16 protein-coding genes are annotated in these 17,259 nt (G+C 60.7%); 12 read left to right on the top strand and 4 right to left on the bottom strand.

Features of this window, described 5'->3' with window-relative positions:
- Positions 1–62: 62 nt before the first annotated feature.
- Genes rocD through HX824_RS22345 form a run of 3 tightly spaced genes read left to right on the top strand, consistent with a single transcriptional unit; the run spans position 63 to position 4,610 of the window.
- A complete protein-coding gene (gene rocD, locus HX824_RS22355; RefSeq protein WP_087694138.1) occupies positions 63–1,256 on the top strand; it encodes an ornithine--oxo-acid transaminase in 1,194 nt (397 codons plus the stop codon).
- Positions 1,253–3,904: an aconitate hydratase AcnA gene (gene acnA, locus HX824_RS22350; protein ID WP_177055081.1), complete on the top strand. Its 2,652-nt coding sequence runs from the start codon at positions 1,253–1,255 to the stop codon at positions 3,902–3,904. Before rocD ends, acnA begins: the two co-directional genes overlap by 4 nt.
- Positions 3,897–4,610, top strand: coding sequence for a transporter substrate-binding domain-containing protein (locus tag HX824_RS22345; protein ID WP_177055080.1), 714 nt, complete (start codon positions 3,897–3,899; stop codon positions 4,608–4,610). Before acnA ends, HX824_RS22345 begins: the two co-directional genes overlap by 8 nt.
- Here HX824_RS22345 and HX824_RS22340 read toward each other — a convergent pair.
- Positions 4,607–4,969, bottom strand: coding sequence for an NUDIX hydrolase (locus HX824_RS22340; RefSeq protein WP_032899596.1), 363 nt, complete (start codon positions 4,967–4,969; stop codon positions 4,607–4,609). The two genes, HX824_RS22345 and HX824_RS22340, sit on opposite strands and share 4 nt — an antisense overlap.
- Before the next feature lie 141 nt (positions 4,970–5,110).
- Between HX824_RS22340 and HX824_RS22335 the strand changes: the two genes are divergently transcribed.
- Together HX824_RS22335 and HX824_RS22330 are read left to right on the top strand one after the other, a co-directional pair.
- Positions 5,111–6,091 carry a Gfo/Idh/MocA family protein gene (locus HX824_RS22335; protein ID WP_087694134.1) on the top strand — a complete coding sequence of 327 codons (981 nt, stop codon included), beginning with the start codon at positions 5,111–5,113 and terminating at the stop codon, positions 6,089–6,091.
- Between the two features lie 36 nt (positions 6,092–6,127).
- Complete coding sequence (locus HX824_RS22330) at positions 6,128–6,766, top strand: ribonuclease T2 (RefSeq protein WP_003214647.1); 639 nt, start codon at positions 6,128–6,130, stop codon at positions 6,764–6,766.
- Positions 6,767–6,772: 6 nt separating this feature from the next.
- Here HX824_RS22330 and HX824_RS22325 read toward each other — a convergent pair whose 3' ends face one another.
- The 3 genes from HX824_RS22325 to HX824_RS22315 are packed head-to-tail and all read right to left on the bottom strand — an operon-like array spanning position 6,773 to position 10,062.
- Complete coding sequence (locus HX824_RS22325; protein ID WP_003214649.1) at positions 6,773–7,615, bottom strand: metal-dependent hydrolase; 843 nt, start codon at positions 7,613–7,615, stop codon at positions 6,773–6,775.
- 15 nt (positions 7,616–7,630) lie between these two features.
- Entirely contained in the window at positions 7,631–8,530 is a 900-nt protein-coding gene (locus HX824_RS22320) for an SDR family oxidoreductase (RefSeq protein ID WP_003214652.1), read from the bottom strand.
- Complete coding sequence (locus HX824_RS22315; protein WP_177055079.1) at positions 8,527–10,062, bottom strand: NAD(P)/FAD-dependent oxidoreductase; 1,536 nt, start codon at positions 10,060–10,062, stop codon at positions 8,527–8,529. Before HX824_RS22315 ends, HX824_RS22320 begins: the two co-directional genes overlap by 4 nt.
- A 303-nt stretch (positions 10,063–10,365) precedes the next feature.
- On the opposite strand from HX824_RS22315, the gene HX824_RS22310 reads away from it, so the two are divergent.
- From HX824_RS22310 to HX824_RS22280, 7 genes are all read left to right on the top strand, one after another.
- Positions 10,366–11,364 (top strand): alpha/beta fold hydrolase, encoded by a 999-nt coding sequence (locus HX824_RS22310; protein WP_023658917.1) that lies wholly within the window; start codon positions 10,366–10,368, stop codon positions 11,362–11,364.
- Positions 11,365–11,682: 318 nt separating this feature from the next.
- A complete protein-coding gene (locus HX824_RS22305; protein ID WP_102369301.1) occupies positions 11,683–12,963 on the top strand; it encodes an alkane 1-monooxygenase in 1,281 nt (426 codons plus the stop codon).
- 146 nt (positions 12,964–13,109) lie between these two features.
- Positions 13,110–13,604, top strand: coding sequence for an alkane oxidation protein activator PraA (gene praA, locus HX824_RS22300; protein WP_008437144.1), 495 nt, complete (start codon positions 13,110–13,112; stop codon positions 13,602–13,604).
- A 131-nt stretch (positions 13,605–13,735) separates the two neighbouring features.
- Complete coding sequence (praB, locus tag HX824_RS22295; RefSeq protein WP_008437145.1) at positions 13,736–14,251, top strand: alkane oxidation protein activator PraB; 516 nt, start codon at positions 13,736–13,738, stop codon at positions 14,249–14,251.
- A gap of 148 nt (positions 14,252–14,399) precedes the next feature.
- Entirely contained in the window at positions 14,400–14,915 is a 516-nt protein-coding gene (gene praB / locus HX824_RS22290; RefSeq protein WP_134326834.1) for an alkane oxidation protein activator PraB, read from the top strand.
- Positions 14,916–15,018: 103 nt separating this feature from the next.
- Positions 15,019–15,513, top strand: a complete 495-nt coding sequence (locus HX824_RS22285; protein WP_008437146.1) for a hypothetical protein — start codon at positions 15,019–15,021, stop codon at positions 15,511–15,513.
- Positions 15,514–15,620: 107 nt separating this feature from the next.
- On the top strand, positions 15,621–17,063 hold the full coding sequence (locus HX824_RS22280; RefSeq protein ID WP_008437147.1) for an outer membrane protein transport protein: 1,443 nt from the start codon (positions 15,621–15,623) through the stop codon (positions 17,061–17,063).
- Positions 17,064–17,259 lie beyond the last annotated feature (196 nt).

The raw sequence follows: 17,259 nt of genomic DNA, 5'->3' as shown, positions 1-17,259 counted from the left end.
GCCCGCTCCCACATTGGGTCTTTGTTGTTCATTCATTATTTATTCGGCAGGACATCCCCACCATGCACCCCAACCCGGCAATCACCCTCGAAAACCAATTCTGCGCCCACAACTATTCCCCCTTGCCGGTGGTGATCGTCAAGGGCGAGGGCGTCTGGGCCATTGGCGATGATGACAAGCGCTACCTGGACATGATGTCGGCCTATTCCGCCGTCAGCCACGGCCATGTCCACCCGCGCATCCGCGCCGCCGCCGTGGCGCAGATCGACAAGATCAGCGTGGTGTCCCGGGCGTTCTACAGCGAACCCTTGGGCAACTTCCTCAAGACCTTGTGCCGCATCACGGGCTTCGACTCGGCCCTGCCGATGAACAGTGGCGCCGAAGCTGTGGAAACCGCGATCAAGGCGGCGCGACGCTGGGGCTACCGGATCAAGGGCATCCCGGCCAATCAGGCCAACATCGTGGTGGCCGACAACAATTTCCACGGCCGCACCTCGACCATCGTCGGCTTCTCGTCGGAGGCGGACTACAAGGCCGACTTCGGCCCATTCTGCAACGGTTTCACCGAGGCGCGCTTCGGTGACATCGAGAGTTTCCGCCAGGCCATTACCGCCGACACCTGCGCGGTGCTGATCGAGCCGATCCAGGGCGAGGCCGGCATTCGCGTGCCGCCCGCAGGTTTCCTGCGGGAACTGCGCCAGCTGTGCGACCAGACCAACACCTTGCTGATCCTCGATGAGATCCAGTCCGGCCTGGGCCGTACCGGCAAGTGGTTTGCCTTCCAGCACGAAGGCATTCGCCCCGATGCATTGATCCTCGGCAAAGCCCTGGGCGGCGGGATCATGCCGGTGTCGGCGTTCGTCGCTGATCATTCGATCATGGACCTGTTCGACGCCGGCAGCCACGGCTCGACCTTCGGCGGCAACCCGTTGGCGGCGGCCATTGGCCTGGAAGCGTTGAAGGTGCTGGAAGAGGAGGGCTTGATCGATAACAGCGCGCAATTGGGCCACTACCTGGTGGAGCGCCTGAAGGCCATGCACTCGCCGGCCATCCGCGAGATTCGCGGGCGTGGCTTGTGGGTCGGCGTGGAACTGGACCGCGATGCGCGGCCCATCTGCGAAGCGCTGCTGGCCGAAGGGCTGCTGACCAAGGAAACCCACGAAAACGTACTGCGCATCGCACCGCCGTTGTCCATTACCCGCGAAGAACTGGACTGGGGCCTTGAGCGTATCGAGCGGGTATTCAAACAGCTATGAGTGAGTATCTCAGTCACCTCGACATCGACGGCCAGCGCTTTGCCTGGATCGACCTGCACCAGTTGCTGACCCCGGCGCAACTGCAGCGCCTGCCGTATTCCGTGCGCATTCTCCTGGAAAACATTGCCCGCTGTGCCCCGGCTTCATTGCCACAGGTAGCGGCGCGGGCCATCGGCGAAGGGCCGGATTGCGAGGTGCCGTTCCAGCCCAACCGGCTGATGTTCCACGACACCACGTGCCTGCCGGCCCTGGCGGATTTCGCCGGCATGCGCGATGTGGTGGCCGAACTGGGCGGTGATCCCCGGGCGGTGAACCCCTCGATCCCGGCGGTGCTGACCATCGACCATTCGGTGATCGTCGAGCACTACGCCGAGGCGGGCGCGGTGGATGCCAACCTGGACATCGATTTTCGCCGCAACAGCGAGCGCTACCGTTTTATCAAGTGGGCCCAGGCCAGCCTGGATAACTTCAAGGTGATCCCGCCGGGCACCGGGATCATCCACCAGATGAACATGGAGTCCATCGCCCAGGTGGTGTGGGAAAGCGCGCCGCGCAACGGCCACGTGCTGTTGCACCCCGACTGCATGGTCGCCACCGACAGCCACACGCCGATGATCAATGCCATCGGCGTGCTGGGCTGGGGCGTTGGCGGGCTGGAAGGGCAGGCGGCGATGCTCGGCGAACCGGTGCCGATTCCTTATCCGCAGGTGGTGGGCATTCGCGTCACCAATGCGTTGCGCGACGGCGTGACGGCCACTGACCTGGCACTGACGGTGACTGAACTGCTGCGCCGGCGCAGCATGGTCGGCAAGTTTGTCGAGTTCACCGGACCGGGCCTGGCGTCCCTGAGTTGGGCGGCGCGGGGCACCGTGGCGAACATGGCGCCGGAATACGGTGCGACCGTGGTGTTTTTCCCGTTTGATGACGAGACGCTGGCGTACCTGACCCTGAGTGCGCGCCCGCAGGCCTTGATCAACAAGGTCTCGGCCTACATGTCGGCGCAATCTCTGTGGCGCCGGGACGACGATCCCGAGCCGGTGTTCGATGAGTTGATCGAGCTGGATCTGGCGCAGGTTGAACCGAGTGTCGCCGGCCCGCATCAGCCCCATCAGCGCCAGTCCCTGGCCCAGGCCGGGGCGTCGTTTCATCAGCATGTATGCGCGCAAAAGCAGGATTTCTTCGAGCCGTCATTCCAGGTGCCGATCACCCATGGCGCGGTGGTGATGTCGGCCATCACCAGTTGCACCAACACCGCCAACCCGGCGCAGATGATCCAGGCCGGGCTCTTCGCCCGCAACGCCCGCGCCCGTGGGCTGACGCGCAAACCGTGGGTCAAGACGTCGCTGTCGCCAGGCTCACGGGTGGTGGCCGATTACCTGGAAGCCGCCGGCTTGTTGGAGGATTTCGCCGCGCTGGGTTTCGACCTGGCGGGCTTTGGCTGCATGACCTGCATCGGTAATTCCGGCAGCCTCGAACGCCATGTCGAGACCTTCGCCGAGCAGGGCTTGAAAGGCGTGGTGGTGCTCTCGGGCAACCGCAATTTCGAAGGCCGGGTCAACCCGAAAGTCCCTGCCGGCTACCTTGCTTCGCCCGCGTTGTGCGTGGCCTATGCGATTGCCGGCAGCATCGACACCGACCTGTCGGCCCAGCCGCTGGCGATGGATGCCCAGGGCCAGCCGGTGTTCCTGCATGAGTTGATGCCCAGCGAAGCCGAGGTGGCCGCGCAAGTGGCGGCGGTGGTGCGCCCGGCGCTGTTTCACCAGCGCCAGGCACTGCTGTGGCAAGGCACTCACCATTGGCAGGCGCTGGAAGCCGACGCCAGCGTGCAGTTTGCCTGGCACCCGGCCTCCACTTACCTGCGCCGCCCGCAGTACCTTGCCGGGGTAACGCCGGTGCCGGCCGTGTCCTTGGCCATCAGCAACGCCCGTGCTTTGGTGGTGCTGGGGGATAACGTCACCACCGACCATATCTCCCCGGCGGGCACGATTCCGGCCGACAGCCTGGCCGGGCACTGGCTGCGGGAGCGCGGTGAAGCGTTGGCGGACCTCAACCAGTATTCGACCCGGCGCAGCAACCACGAAGTGATGGTGCGCGGCGCGTTTACCAACCCGCGCCTGAACAATCTGCTGTCCTGCGACCAGCCCCCGCGCCAGGGCGTCTGGGCCTGGAATGCCGACCGCAGCGACTACCTGCCGCTGTACCTCGCCGCGCAAAGCTACGCCGGTACACCCACCGTGTTGTTCGCCGGGATCAACTACGGTGCCGGCTCCAGCCGCGACTGGGCAGCGAAGGTCCTGACCCTGCTGGGGATCAAGGTGGTGGTGGCCCGCAGTATCGAGCGAATCCATCGCAGTAACCTGATCGGCATGGGCGTGTTGCCGCTGGTGTTCGATGAAGGCGCATCGGTGCAGGACTTGAACCTCGACGGCAGTGAGTCTCTGAGCTTCATCGGCCTGGACGCGTTGCAGGTCGGCGACAACCCGATCACCTTGCAGATTGACCGCGCCACCGGTGAGACCACGCGTACCCCCCTGACCTTGCGCCTCGACTCGTTGCAGGAGGTTGGTTACCTTGAACACGGCGGCGTCTTGCCCTTCGTCATTCGCAAGACCGTGCAAAGAACCGTTCAAGGAGCGCGTAATGATTGACCCGCAGGTACTGCAACAACTGGCCCCCGAGGGTGTGCTCAGGGCTGCCATCAACTTTGGCAACCCGGTGCTGGCCCAGCGCGGCGAGGACGGCCAGCCCCAGGGCGTGTCGGTGGCGCTGGCCAGGGCCCTGGCCGATGAGTTGGCGGTCGACCTTGAGTTGATCACTTTTGATGCGGCGGGCAAGGTCTTCGCCGCGCTGGGCGATGACCGCTGGCGCGTGGCATTCCTGGCCATCGAACCGGTGCGCGAGCAGGAAATCGCCTTCAGCGCGCCCTACGTGATCATCAAGGGTACGTACCTGGTGACGGTGGATTCACCCCTGGGCAGCGTGTCCCAACTCGATGCTCCGGGCCAACGCATCGCTGTCGGCCAGGGTGCCGCGTATGACCTGTACCTGAGCCGCACAGTGCAGCATGCCGAACTGGTACGCGCGCCGACCTCGGCGGCTGCCGTGGACCTGTTTATCGAGCAAGGCCTGAACGCCGCGGCCGGGGTTCGGGATTACTTGCAAAACCGGCTGGATGAGCGCTGGCGCCTGCTGGAGGATGACTTCATGAGCATCAGCCAGGCGGTCGCGGTACCGGTAGCGCACGCAGCCGCTGCCGCGTTCGTCAAATCCTTTGTCGAACGGCAGAAAGCCAATGGTCTGGTAAGACAGGCGTTGTTGCGCAGCGGGCAAAGCCCGGAACTGGCGGCGCCTTAGAGACGGCGCAGGAAGGATTTGACGATTTGCTGGGTGGCCTGGGTGGTATCCAGGTCTTCCAGGCGTGTGTAGGGATGCCACTGGCATTCCTTGATTTCGCTCAGGGGCCGGGCTTCGTCGATATTCACCACCGACGCCTCGAACACATGGTGCAGGGTGTCGCTGGCCTTCAGCTCCTGCAATAACAGCAAACCGTCCACGTTCAGCCCGGTTTCCTCTTCCAGTTCTCGTGCGGCAGCACCTGCCGGGCGCTCATGGCGCTCGACCTTGCCGCCGGGCAATGCCCATTTCGAGCGGGCTTTACGCACGAACAGGATGTGCCCGTCGTGCTCGCAAATCACCGTGGCCCTTATTTTCATCGTCTGTGCCCCCGCAGCTGGATGATTGTCATAAAAGTGTAATGCAATTGTCATGCTCAGTCTTTATCCGGCAGGGTGGAGAGGGGGCCGGAAAACACCGATACTGCCCCATCGAAAAAAACTCACCTGAAGGAGATGCAGATGAACACCGTACGCTGGGGCATGATCGGCTGTGGCGATGTCACTGAACTCAAGAGTGGACCCGCCTTCTACAAAGCGCCAGGTTCTGCGCTGGTGGCCGTGATGGGGCGGCGCGAGGAGGCCGTGCGCGATTATGCGGCACGCCACGGCATTGCCCGTTTCTACACTGACGCCCAGGCGCTGATCGACGACCCGGAAGTAGACGCGGTCTACATCGCCACACCGCCCGACAGCCACCTCGAATACAGCCTGATGGTGGCCGCTGCCGGCAAGCATTGCTGCGTCGAGAAGCCCATGTCCCTGAATGCCGAGCAAAGCGCGCTGATGCAGCGCACCTTCGAACAGGCCGGGCTGCACCTGTTTGTCTCCTATTACCGGCGTTCCCTGCCACGCTTCCAGCAGGTGCGGGACTGGCTGCAGGACGGGCGCATCGGCGAATTGCGTCATCTGACCTGGACCCTGTGCAAGCCGCCTTCGGAAGACGATGCCAGCAGTGCCAACTGGCGCACCGACCCGGCGATTGCCGGCGGCGGGTATTTTGCCGACCTGGCCAGCCACGGTTTTGACCTGTTCCAGTACCTGGTCGGGGATATCGTCGAGGTGGCCGGGTTTACCGCGCGCCAGGCCGGGCGCTACGCCGCCGAAGATGCCGTCACCGCCTGCTGGACGTTCGCCTCGGGCGCGCTGGGCATGGGCTGCTGGAACTTTGTCGCCGACCGGCGCGAAGACCGGGTGGAGATGATCGGCAGCAAGGGCCGCATCACGTTTTCGGTGTTCGATGAGGCGCCGTTGCGGCTTGAGGGCGAGACCAGCGAGGTGCTGGAGGTGCCCAACCATGCACATATCCAGTGGCATCACGTGCTGGGGATGAATGCGCATATTCGCGGCGAGAGCAAACACCCGGCACTGGCGATCGAGGCGTTGAAGACCGACCGGGTCATGGACCGGGTGCTACAACGTAACCCCAACCTGGCGGTCTAGCGGTGCTTTAATTTTGTCTTTTTAAGGAATGAACGGATGAAAATGAAAGCAGCCTGGATTGTGCTTTGCCTGGCGTTGGCCGGGGCCGCGACAGCAGCGCCGCGGGCCCAGGGGCAGGCCGGGGAGTTTGACTTTTATGTGTTGTCGCTGTCCTGGTCGCCGACCTTCTGCCTGACGCACCCGGACGACCAGCAGTGTTCGGGCAAGGGCTACGGGTTTGTCCTGCATGGGCTGTGGCCGCAGTACGCGAAGGGCGGCTGGCCGGCTTCGTGTGAGCCGCAGTCGCGCTTGTCGGATGCAGACTTCGCCCGGGGCAGAACGCTGTTCCCGTCGCCCAAACTGCTCAGGCATGAATGGGCCAAGCACGGCACCTGCAGCGGCCTTGAGGCTTCGGCTTACCTGGACAAGACCGATGCAGCGCTCAGCGTGGTCAAGATCCCGCAGCAGCTTGAGCCCTTCAATGTCCGAAGCGGCCTGGGCGCGCGGGACATCGAAGCGCTGTTTCGCGAGAGCAACCCGGCCATGGGCAACCATGGCCTTGCGGTGATCTGCAAGGGTGCCGTGCTGACCGAGGTGCGGGTGTGCCTGACCAAGGACCTGGCGTTTGCCGGCTGCCCGCGCAGCGTCAAGAGCCAGTGCCGGGATGGCGATATTCGCATCCCGACCCAGCGCTAAGCGGACTCAGGCGGGCCCATAACCTTTATGCGCCTGCTCGATCTCCTCCACTAGGCGGTCAATGCCCGCCAGGCGTGCCCGGTTGTCGTGGTCCCAGGGATGGAACCCGGGCTTGAAGTAATGCAACCAGGGCAGCGCCATGCGCGGGAACACGCCCTTGGGCCCGTACAGAAACTTGAGCATCCGCCAGAAGCCCTTCAAATGCCCGCCCGAACGCCGGTCGGCGAACAACAGGCGCAGGTGAAAGTCCAGGATCGTCAGCCAGAACAGCCCCGTGGTGATGAGCATGGTGGAAGTGCGCAGCAGATAACGCTTGGGCCCAGGCTTGATCACGCTGTTCCACACATCAAACGCCACCGCCTTGTGCTCGGTTTCTTCCAGGGCATGCCAGTACCACATCTGCTGGTAACCCTTGACCGAATCCCCGAACCGCGACGGGTCGCTGAGGAGGATTTCCGCGAGCATCGCGGTGTAGTGCTCCAGGGCAATGGTCACCGCCAGGTTGAAGGAGGCGGGCAGGTATTTCTTTTGCGCGTCGAGGATCATCTTCAACCGACGGTCGAGGGTATTCGCCGGCAGCCCTGCGGCTTGCAGCAGGTCGTTGTAGGCCACGTGCTCGCGGCTGTGCATGGCTTCCTGGCCGATAAAGCCCTGGATTTCTTTCTTCAGCTCCGGGTCTTCGATGCGCTGGCGGTAGTGACGCACGCTGTCCATGAAGAACAGCTCGCCCTGGGGAAACAGCAACGACAGTGCGTTGAAAAAGTGGGTAATGAACGGGCCTTGTTCATGCCAGTCCTTGATGCGTTCGGCCGGCAGGGCAAAACGGAGGTCGCGGCGAATCGGCAGCATGGTCGGTACTCCAGTTCAGAGACGGTGCTCTTCGTTGGTTTCAAGGACGGGCGAGGGCGCATTGCGTTGCTTGGGCGCCATGCGTTTGCTGGCCAACACCACCAGTGCTTGATAGGCGGCAGGCAGGCAGCGCGCGAGCAGGTCCAGAAAATAGGCGTCGCGGCCAATCAGCACGCGGCGTTTGTTTTTGCGTACGCCTTGCAGGATCACTTTGGCGGCCTGGTCGGCGTCGGTGATGAACAGCTTTTCGAAGTCGGCCCGGGCCTGCTGTTCGCTGTGAATCAGGAAGCCGGTCATGTTGGCGTCGATCCGGCTGCTGCGGCAGATGTCGGTGCGGATCCCGCCAGGGTGCACGCAGGTGGCCGAGACCCCGCTTTTTTGCAGGTCGAGTTCCTGGCGCAAGGACTCGGTAAAACCACGCACGGCGAACTTGGTGGCGTTGTAGCCGCTCATGCCCGGCTGGGCGAACAGGCCGAACACGCTGGAAGTGTTGACCACATGCCCATCGCCGCTGGCCTTGAGGTACGGCAAAAAGGCCTTGGTGCCGTACACCACGCCCCAGAAGTTGATCCCGACGATCCATTCCAGGTCGGTGTAGTCCACGCCTTCGACGGTGCTCGACAGCGCGACGCCGGCGTTGTTGAAGATCAGGTTGATCTGGCCATGTTCGGCGGCGCATCGGGCGGCCCAGTCTTCCACGGCCTGGCGCTCGGAAACGTCCAGCACCTGCGAGGTGACCAGCACCGGTGCAAGCACCTGGGCCTTGATCAGTGCGACGGTCTGCTCCAGGCCCTGGCTGTTTTTATCCGCCAGCGCCAGGTGGCAGCCTTCACGCGCCAACGCCAGGGCCAACGCGCGGCCCATGCCGGAAGCGGCGCCGGTAATGGCCGCCACGCGGCCGTTGAATGACTTCATGACAGGCTCCCTTCTGCGGTGGTGTGGGGCGTTGCGGCCGGGCGCGCGGTGGACGGTATCGGCACCAGGCTGGCGACGTAGTCCTTGAGGGCGAAATGCCGGGTGACCTGCTTGAAACGCCAGGTGGAGCCGGGCCACAGCGTGGTGTTCTTGCCGGTGCGTGGGTCCAGGTACCAGCTCTTGCAGCCGCCGGTGGACCAGATGGTGCCGTTGAGTTTTTCCTGCAGCCTGGCGTTGTAGGCCAGTTCCACCGCCGGCTTGACGTCCACCGTGGCGATGCGATGACGCTGCATTTGCTGCAGGGCATCGAGGATGTAGGTGACCTGGGCCTCGATCATCAGAATCATCGAGTTATGCCCCAGCCCGGTGTTGGGGCCGACGATCAGGAACAGGTTCGGATAACCCGGCACCGTGGTGCCCAGGTAGGCGTGGGCGCCGTCTTGCCAGGTGTCCATCAGGTCGATGCCGTGGCGCCCGATGATGCAGTTGCGGGGCAGCGGATCGGTGGCCTGGAAGCCGGTGCCGAAGATGAGGCAGTCAGCCGGGTGCTTGATGCCGTCGGCGGTGATCACCCCGTCGGCCTCGATGCGCAGCACGTTGTCGGTTACCACCTGCACATTGCTGCGGGACAGGGCCGGGTAGTAGTCGTTGGAGATCAGCACGCGCTTGCAGCCGATGGTGTAGTCCGGCGTCAGGGTCTTGCGCAGGGAAGGGCGGGCCACTTGTTTGTGCAGGTGGCGCACGGCGATTTTCTGCACCATTTTCATCAGGCGCGGGTGCAGGGCAAAGCCCACCACGCGACCTTCCAGTGCCCAATAGAACGCGCCGCGTACCAGGCGCTGGGTGAACGGCAGGTGCTTGAAGGCCCAGCGCTCGAAGCGTGAAATCGGCCGGTCGGGCTTGGGCATGATCCACGGCGGGGTGCGCTGGAACAGGTCCAGGTGGGCCACCTGCGGCGCAATCTGCGGCACGAACTGAATGGCACTGGCGCCGGTGCCGATCACCGCCACGCGCTTGCCCTTCAATGAATACTCGTGGTCCCACTGCTGGGAGTGGAAGCGCTTGCCCTTGAAGCTGTCCAGGCCCGGAATATCCGGCAGTGCCGGGCGCGACAGGCCGCCCATTCCCGACACCAGCACCCGCGCACTGACCTGGCGGCCATTGCTGAAGCTCAGGCTCCAGCGCTGTTGCGCCTCATCAAATACCGCCTTCTCCAGGCCCATGCCAAAGCGCAGGAACGGCGCCAGTTCGAAGCGCCGGGCGCACTGCTCCAGGTAGGCGCGAATCTCCGCCTGTGGCGCAAATTGCCGGGTCCAGTCCGGGTTGGGCGCAAAGGAAAACGAATAGACATGGGATTGCACGTCGCAGGCGCAACCGGGGTACTGGTTGTCCCGCCAGGTGCCGCCGAGAGCATCGGCCTGTTCGGCAATAAAGAAGTCGTGGAACCCGGCTTCCTTGAGTTTGATCGCCATGCACAGCCCGGCAAATCCGGAACCGATGATGGCGATGTCGATGGTGTCATGGGCATTCATAGGCTGTCCCTCGTGGGCCGGTGGCGCCTTACGGGTGTCGACATCGGATGTGCTCCTTGTTTTTGTTTTGGCTTTTTAGATAGAACACCATTGCAAAGGAAAATTGAATTATTTATTTTAAAAAAGATTTTAAATAATCTACCTGAAAATATCGTCTAGGCTACGACCCAGTTCCTCATGTGCGACTTATCCGACGGACGAGAGCTTGTACGCACACAGTTAAGGTCCAGGGTGGACGATGGCTGAGGCCTTGACCAATACCGGTCGGGCCGCCAGCAACGCAGGGATGCAGAGGACCGAGCTATGGCTGTCGAGTGGGTTGTCGCTGCGGGTGTGTGTGTAGGGTTAAGCGTAGTGTTGTGGGCCTTCAGTGCCCGGATGACACGGCGAATAGAAGCTGCTGTTCCGATCAACGGGCGCTTTCTGGAGATCAACGGCGAGCGCTTTCATTATGTAGACGAGGGCAAGGGCCCACCGCTGGTGATGATCCACGGGCTGATGGGCAGCAGTCGCAACTTGACGTACGCCTTGTCTGCCCAATTGCGTGAGCACTTTCGAGTGATCACCGTGGATCGTCCGGGGTCGGGTTATTCCACCCGGCATGCCGGCACGGCCGCGGACCTGCCTGGCCAGGCCCGGCAAGTCGCCAGCTTTATCCAGACGCTTGACCTGGATAAGCCGCTGGTGCTGGGGCATTCCCTCGGCGGGGCGATCTCCCTGGCACTGGCACTGGACCATCCCCACGCGGTGTCCGGATTGATCCTGGTGGCGCCCCTGACCCATCCCCAGCGCCTGCTGCCGCTGGTGTTTATGTCGTTGGCGATACGCCCGGGATGGCTGCGACGCTTTATGTCGCACACCCTGACCATGCCGATCGGATTGCTGACCAAAGGCTCGGTGGTCAAGGGCGTGTTTGCCCCCGACCCGGCCCCGGAAGACTTCGCCACCCGTGGTGGCGGCTTGTTGGGCATGCGGCCCGAGAACTTCTATGCCGCCTCCACCGAGATCAACCTGGTCAACGATTTCCTGCCGGACATGGTCAAGCGCTACCCGCAGCTGACGTTGCCGATCGGGCTGATTTATGGCGCGCAGGACAAGGTGCTGGATTTCCGCAAACACGGGCAGGCCCTGGCCAGCCTGGTGCCGGGCCTGAAACTGCAGCTGGTGGAAGGGCGCGGGCATATGTTGCCGATCACGGCCACCGAGCGTGTCGCGGCGGTGGTCGAGCAGATAGCCAAGCGCGTCCGGCCGCCGGAAAGCGCCACGGTGTTGCACCCGCCGTTTGCGTTGGCGAGTAAATAATTGTGCGACTGAACTCGCGGTTCGAACTCGTCAATGCTTGCCCTAGACACCTGACCAAACGGCTGAAAAAGAGACTGCTCGGTCACGTTCAAAAGGGTTCAAGAAACTAGTTGACGACCTAACGATTCCGCGCTATTTATTTAAAAAAATTATTTCAATGTCTAATTTGAAACAATTTTTGAAATGCCTAAGAGCGAATAAAATAATGAAAAAAACGCCTTTTATCGCATGGTTGAATTCTCGGGGCAGTCACCGCTCCGTGTACCTGTCCAGTGTTGATTTTTGCTCCCTGCCTGCCTGCGTCGTGCGGAGGCTGCCATGAATCAGACCCTGGCTGCCCCGAACGTCTGGACCGACGGCAAGCGCCACCTGTGGTGGCTCGGCATCATGCCCCTGGCAACCCCAATTCTCTCTGGCGCCCTGGCCATCACTACCGGCGTGCAACAACTGTGGTGGGTCGGCGTGCTGGTGATCTTCGGCCTGATCCCGCTGATCGACGGCCTGCTGGGTGAAGACGTCAGTAACCCGCCCGAGTCCGCCGTCAGCAACCTCGAATCCCAAAGCTACTACCGCTGGATCGTCTACACCGGCGTGCTGTTTGTCATCTCATCCCTGGTGGTCACCGGGTGGCTGGCCGCAGGCGGTATCGACTGGATTATCAATGGCGGCCTGTTGCATGCCACCGCCACCCTGGACCCGTCGAGTTGGCTGGCGAAAACCGCCGCCTTCATCACCGCGCGCACCGAGCTGCATGGCCAGGTGAGCTGGTTCACCTACCTGGGCATGGCGATGTCCACTGGCGCTGCCACCGGCATCGCCATCAACACCGCCCATGAGCTGGGGCACAAGCCGCGCCTGCTGGAAGTCGTGCTGGCCAAGATCACCCTGGCGCCGACCTTCTACGGGCACTTCTACACCGAACACAACCGTGGCCACCACGTGCGCGTCGCCACCCCGGAAGACCCGGCCAGTTCGCGGTTGGGGGAGAGCTTCTGGGCCTTCCTGCCGCGCTCGGTATGGTTCAGCGCACGCTCGGCGTGGAACCTGGAGCGTGAACGCCTGCGCAAACTCGGCCTGCCGGCCTGGCACTGGAAGAACGCCGTACTCAGCGCCTGGATGTACAGCGTGGTGTTGTGGGGCGCGATGATTGCCTGGCTGGGCGCGGCAGTGATTCCATTCCTGATCATCCAGGGCATCTACGGTTTCTCGCTGCTGGAAGTGGTGAACTATGTCGAGCACTACGGCCTGAAACGCCAGAAGTTGCCCAACGGTCGTTATGAGCGTTGCTCGCCACGGCATTCCTGGAACAGTAATCGGATTGTCACCAATATCTTTCTGTTCCAACTGCAGCGGCACTCCGACCATCACGCCAACCCAACCAGAAGTTATCAGTCACTGCGTCATTTTGATGAATCGCCGCAACTTCCATACGGTTATGCCAGCATGATTGTCTGGGCGTATGTGCCGTACTTGTGGCGACGACGCATGGATCACCGGGTACTTAATCATTACGCCGGGGATATCACCCTGACCAATCTTCAACCTTCACAGCGTTTGAAGTACCTGGAGAAGTACAGCAACACCACCAGACCCTTCTAACGAAAGCAGTCAGTTGTAGGGCGTACTCGGGATCTGTGTATCGCGCAGGTTTTCATCGCCCAGGCTTTACCGGTTTCGAGTACGGCTTAGTTGCAAGACAGTTGTTTGACCCGAACAAAAATAAAATTAAGGGAAGGACGTACACCATGCAAACCCCTGCCAAGTTCACCACGCACATTGTATTGGCTGCCCTGGGCCTGATCGTTTACCACCAGGCCCAGGCCGCCCGTATCGAACCCGCCGGCAGCGCGTTTACTGCCCAGGGCCCCATCAGCTTTTCCAAAGGCGCGCTGATCAGCGCGGATTGCACCATCAAGGTCGCCGGCAAAGTGGCGGCGGATGGCTCGTCGGTGAATGTCGACAAAGTTGAATTCGATGGCGGGCTCAAGTGCAGCCGGGTCGAAGCGATCAACTTGCCGTGGGTATTAGTGGCTAAAGATACCAGGAGCGGCTCGATGTCGAAGATCGCCGTGGATGTGCATGCCTTTGGTTTGGGCGGTAAGTGCGGGCCTTCTACTGCCGATGGAACCTGGGATAACGCCACCGGCAAGCTGGAAGCGTCGAATGTGCCTATCGGCGAAGACTGCAAGATCAAGACGGTGTCGATCAAGATGCCGCCGAGTTTCAAAGTTGTTGAGTAGCAGTGGGATGTTGTAGCGGTAATTGAATTGAAATTTGGCTGGAAAGGGAAGTTCTGCAGATTCACCGTGACCTCTCGATCATGGCCATTACCCCTGGCGAAATGACTCGCCATAACATGTGAGGAAAAATAATGAAAAGCTTGAAAACCCTCGTGTCTTTGACTGCTTTGACTGTTTGCATGGGTGCTGCTTCGATGGCCAGTGCGGCGTCTTTCAGCCCTATTGGTGCAAGCATCACCGCTAACGGCAGCATTACGGTCAAATCGCCGTCGTCGTTTCAGCAGCCAGTGACTTGCAACATTCTTTTCCAGGGTGTTGTTAACGCCGATGGTACTGCCAATATCAATAGCGCCACCGTATCGGGTTCCAACAGCCTGTGCGCATTGCCCAAGATGACTAACCTGCCATGGAAACTATCGGCTACCTCCGTTACTGCGGGTACCGTGACCAACGTTGGCTACACCATCGCAGGTGCACCGCCAATCATTCCTGCCACCAACTGCGGCCCGACCACTATTGCCGTGGGCCTGGCGTCAACTGCCAGCCCAGCTTCCAGCACGATCACTGCAACCAACCAGACGCTGACCGGCAGTTGCACCGTGGTGTCGCTGAGCCTCACCGCACCGGGTGCCGTGGTAATTCCTTGATAGGCGTACTCCGTAAAAAGGGTTGATCACCCCGATGGAAGGCAGGCGCCTCGCGAGAGGCGCTTGTTCAGGGATGGACAGCCAACGGATCGGCTGACAACACCGTTCATTGCGCTTGGTGAATACGTCACCAGACAGGTGGAAAAACATGGAAAGCTTGAAAACGTTCGTGGGTGCTACTGCTGTTGCAATGTGCATTTGTGCGGCTTCGATGGCCAACGCGGCGTCTTTCATTCCTGCCGACCAATCATTTACCACCGTTAACGGCACCCTGACGCTGAAGTCGCCGTCTTCGATGAGGACACCTGTAACGTGTAATATCCAGTTTGTTGGGCGGGTATCCCACGATGGTTCCACGGCAAGTCTGACCAGTGTTTATATCGCCGGCAGCAACGCCCTGTGTGCCATGTATCGTGTCAGTAACTTGCCATGGGTATTGAGTCCAACAGCCAGTGCTTTCGGCGCATTATCTAATGTCAGTTTCACTGTGGCGAGCCTTCCGCCAATTATTCCTGGTACTAACTGCGGTCCTGCAACTATTAGCGTTTCTCTCTTCAATAACACCGATGGCTTAAATCTCTATGCAATGAATCAGGTACTTTCCGGTAGCTGTGAAGTTGTGTCGATGCGCTTCGCAATGCCATACCTGATGATAAATCCTTGATAAACGAATTTTGATCGGCTTGCGCCTCAGGCGAGGTGTCTGGCCATGTAACTGATGCCGGCGGAGCCGGTGGATAACAATAAAAAGTCTGGGGACTAAGACAATGCAAAGCCTTACCACACGTATTTCTCTAACTGCGCTGCTGCTTGGCCTGGCATTCACATCCTCAATGACCCACGCGGCATCGTTTGCCCAGGCGGGCGCCGCATTTACTGCCACTGGCTCGATCTCTACCGCAGTAAAACTTTTGGTATGGACACCCGTCCCTTGCACAGTCGCGCTGACCGGAAAGGTCGCTTCCGACGGTTCAAGTGCGACCATCACCGGTGCCACTTTTACGGGCAACGCACTGTGCGGAGTTTCCGGGCCGCTTAATCTGCCGTGGACCCTCGTACCGACGAATGCCAGCACCGCAACACTTTCAGGTTTCGCCGAGAAGTTCTTCTCCGACACGTGCGCGTCTCCAAGTACGTTGACCACGCAATGGAGTGCTGCTGATAACACCTTTAGCCTCCTTAGCCCTCACACCGTAAGCGACAGCTGCCGAATCACGGCATTCAGTTTCAAGCCTTCGCCAGTCCTCACGATTAGTCCTTGAACTTGATCATCAGATCAAAGGTTGAAATATGCCCCTGAACGGGCAAACGAAGCAGCAAGACGAGCCGGCTCGAGCAGGCTCAGTTTGATAACAATAAGGAGTGCCGCATGAATAATAAAAAACAACAGGTGCAGGCTGTATTGGGGCTCGCATTGCTGGGGGGGCTGATGATTACCGCTCCGGCGCAGGCAGGTGGTTTTGCTACCCCGACCTATGGCGCGCAGGGCTGGGGCCGTGCCTTTGGTGGTGGTTCGCTGTTCAAGGATGACCCTTCAGCTGCGTACAACAACCCGGCTGCCATGGCATTTATTGATCACACTATCGTGCAGCAAACCGTCGACTACGCCCGCGTCAATATCAAGTACAAGGGCAGTGCTTACGACTACAAGGGAGATCCGAGCAGTTCCAGCGTCATTGATCCGTTGACAGGTATACCTACCTCAACCCCGCGCACAGGCAACGGCGGCGAAGCAGGCTTCACCGCTTGGCTGCCTACCGGCTTTGCGGTGATTCCGCTCAATGACCGTTTTGCGCTCGGCTTTAGCGCTGTTGTCCCTCAAGGCATGAAAAGTACCTGGGACCCGGATTGGAAGGGTCGCGACTTCGCCGTCGACACCAAGATCGAAACGGTAGGTGTGACGGGCTCGCTGTCGTTCAAGGTCAACGACCAGTTCTCCATTGGTGGTGGCGCCATCGTGCAGCACAGTAGTGGCTTCGTCAGCCAGAACGTCGACCTGCTGGCAGCGGCGGCCTTGTCGCCAGGATTGGGCGGTGCACCCTTTCCTTCGGGGGTTGGGCATGCCTTGATGCGGGTCAAGGTAGATAACACCTCTGTCGGCTGGTTTGCCGGCGTGGTCTGGAAGCCAACGCTGCAGGATACTGTTGGCCTGAACTACCACGCCAAGATCAAGAACAAGCTGGAGGGTAACTACAATATCTATGCCGATGACGGCTCCAGAAGCCTGATGACCGATATCAACCCTGCTTTCGGCAAAACCCTGGTAGAGCAGGCGTACCCTGGCCTGCATCTGTACCCGGATGGCGCCAACGCCTCAACCCAGCTGGATATTCCGGCCAATGCCGCGATTGATTGGGTGCACGTGTTCAATGACCGCTTCACCCTGGGTGTCAGCGCCATGTGGACGCAATGGTCTTCGTTCAAGGACCTGACCCTGAAGTCCGACGGCAGCACCATCGTGTCGATTCCCTACAAGTACCGTGACGTCTGGATGCTGTCGGTGGGCGGTGACTACAAACTCACCGACGACTGGACCGTGCGTGCCGGTGTCGCCAACGACCAGACTCCAACCCGTAACTCCACACGTGACCCACGTATTCCTGACGGTGACCGCTGGTTTGCTTCCCTGGGGCTGAGCTACGCCGTAAGAGCTATTCCGGGGCTGACCCTGGACGGTGCGTACTCCCGGCAGTTTGTGGAAGAGGTCAAGTTGAAGACGCAGAACGTCGATCGTCTCGGCGGCGCACGCCTGGATGGCAAGGTCGACAGCAAAGGGGAGGTGGTCAGCCTATCAGCGACTTACGCGTTCTGATCGCGTGCAGTGAAGTGAATTGACTAGCCGATAAAGGAGGGCGGCAAGCGCATCTTGCTGCTCTTCCGGCATTTCTCACGTGTTCCCTTTGATCCATCAGGCTGACTTGCTCAGCCCTTGATTTTTTCGTCCAGGCATTAAATAAAAATTTCAAAACAAAATTTGAATTTATCTTTTCAAGTTTGTAGTGTGGCTT

The organism is Pseudomonas sp. D4002, assembly GCF_013385665.1.
Lineage (GTDB): Bacteria > Pseudomonadota > Gammaproteobacteria > Pseudomonadales > Pseudomonadaceae > Aquipseudomonas.
The sequence above is the reverse complement of the archived record's forward strand: the minus strand, read 5'-3'. Positions and strand labels throughout refer to the sequence as shown.

Coding starts and splice junctions, on each gene's coding strand:
- praA (WP_008437144.1), top strand. CDS start 13,110: ATGCAAACCCCTGCCAAGTTCACCACGCACATTGTATTGGCTGCCCTG.
- HX824_RS22320 (WP_003214652.1), bottom strand. CDS start 8,530: ATGAAGTCATTCAACGGCCGCGTGGCGGCCATTACCGGCGCCGCTTCC.
- HX824_RS22310 (WP_023658917.1), top strand. CDS start 10,366: ATGGCTGTCGAGTGGGTTGTCGCTGCGGGTGTGTGTGTAGGGTTAAGC.
- HX824_RS22335 (WP_087694134.1), top strand. CDS start 5,111: ATGAACACCGTACGCTGGGGCATGATCGGCTGTGGCGATGTCACTGAA.
- rocD (WP_087694138.1), top strand. CDS start 63: ATGCACCCCAACCCGGCAATCACCCTCGAAAACCAATTCTGCGCCCAC.
- acnA (WP_177055081.1), top strand. CDS start 1,253: ATGAGTGAGTATCTCAGTCACCTCGACATCGACGGCCAGCGCTTTGCC.
- HX824_RS22280 (WP_008437147.1), top strand. CDS start 15,621: ATGAATAATAAAAAACAACAGGTGCAGGCTGTATTGGGGCTCGCATTG.
- HX824_RS22325 (WP_003214649.1), bottom strand. CDS start 7,615: ATGCTGCCGATTCGCCGCGACCTCCGTTTTGCCCTGCCGGCCGAACGC.
- HX824_RS22340 (WP_032899596.1), bottom strand. CDS start 4,969: ATGAAAATAAGGGCCACGGTGATTTGCGAGCACGACGGGCACATCCTG.
- HX824_RS22305 (WP_102369301.1), top strand. CDS start 11,683: ATGAATCAGACCCTGGCTGCCCCGAACGTCTGGACCGACGGCAAGCGC.
- HX824_RS22345 (WP_177055080.1), top strand. CDS start 3,897: ATGATTGACCCGCAGGTACTGCAACAACTGGCCCCCGAGGGTGTGCTC.
- praB (WP_134326834.1), top strand. CDS start 14,400: ATGGAAAGCTTGAAAACGTTCGTGGGTGCTACTGCTGTTGCAATGTGC.
- HX824_RS22330 (WP_003214647.1), top strand. CDS start 6,128: ATGAAAATGAAAGCAGCCTGGATTGTGCTTTGCCTGGCGTTGGCCGGG.
- HX824_RS22315 (WP_177055079.1), bottom strand. CDS start 10,062: ATGAATGCCCATGACACCATCGACATCGCCATCATCGGTTCCGGATTT.
- HX824_RS22285 (WP_008437146.1), top strand. CDS start 15,019: ATGCAAAGCCTTACCACACGTATTTCTCTAACTGCGCTGCTGCTTGGC.
- praB (WP_008437145.1), top strand. CDS start 13,736: ATGAAAAGCTTGAAAACCCTCGTGTCTTTGACTGCTTTGACTGTTTGC.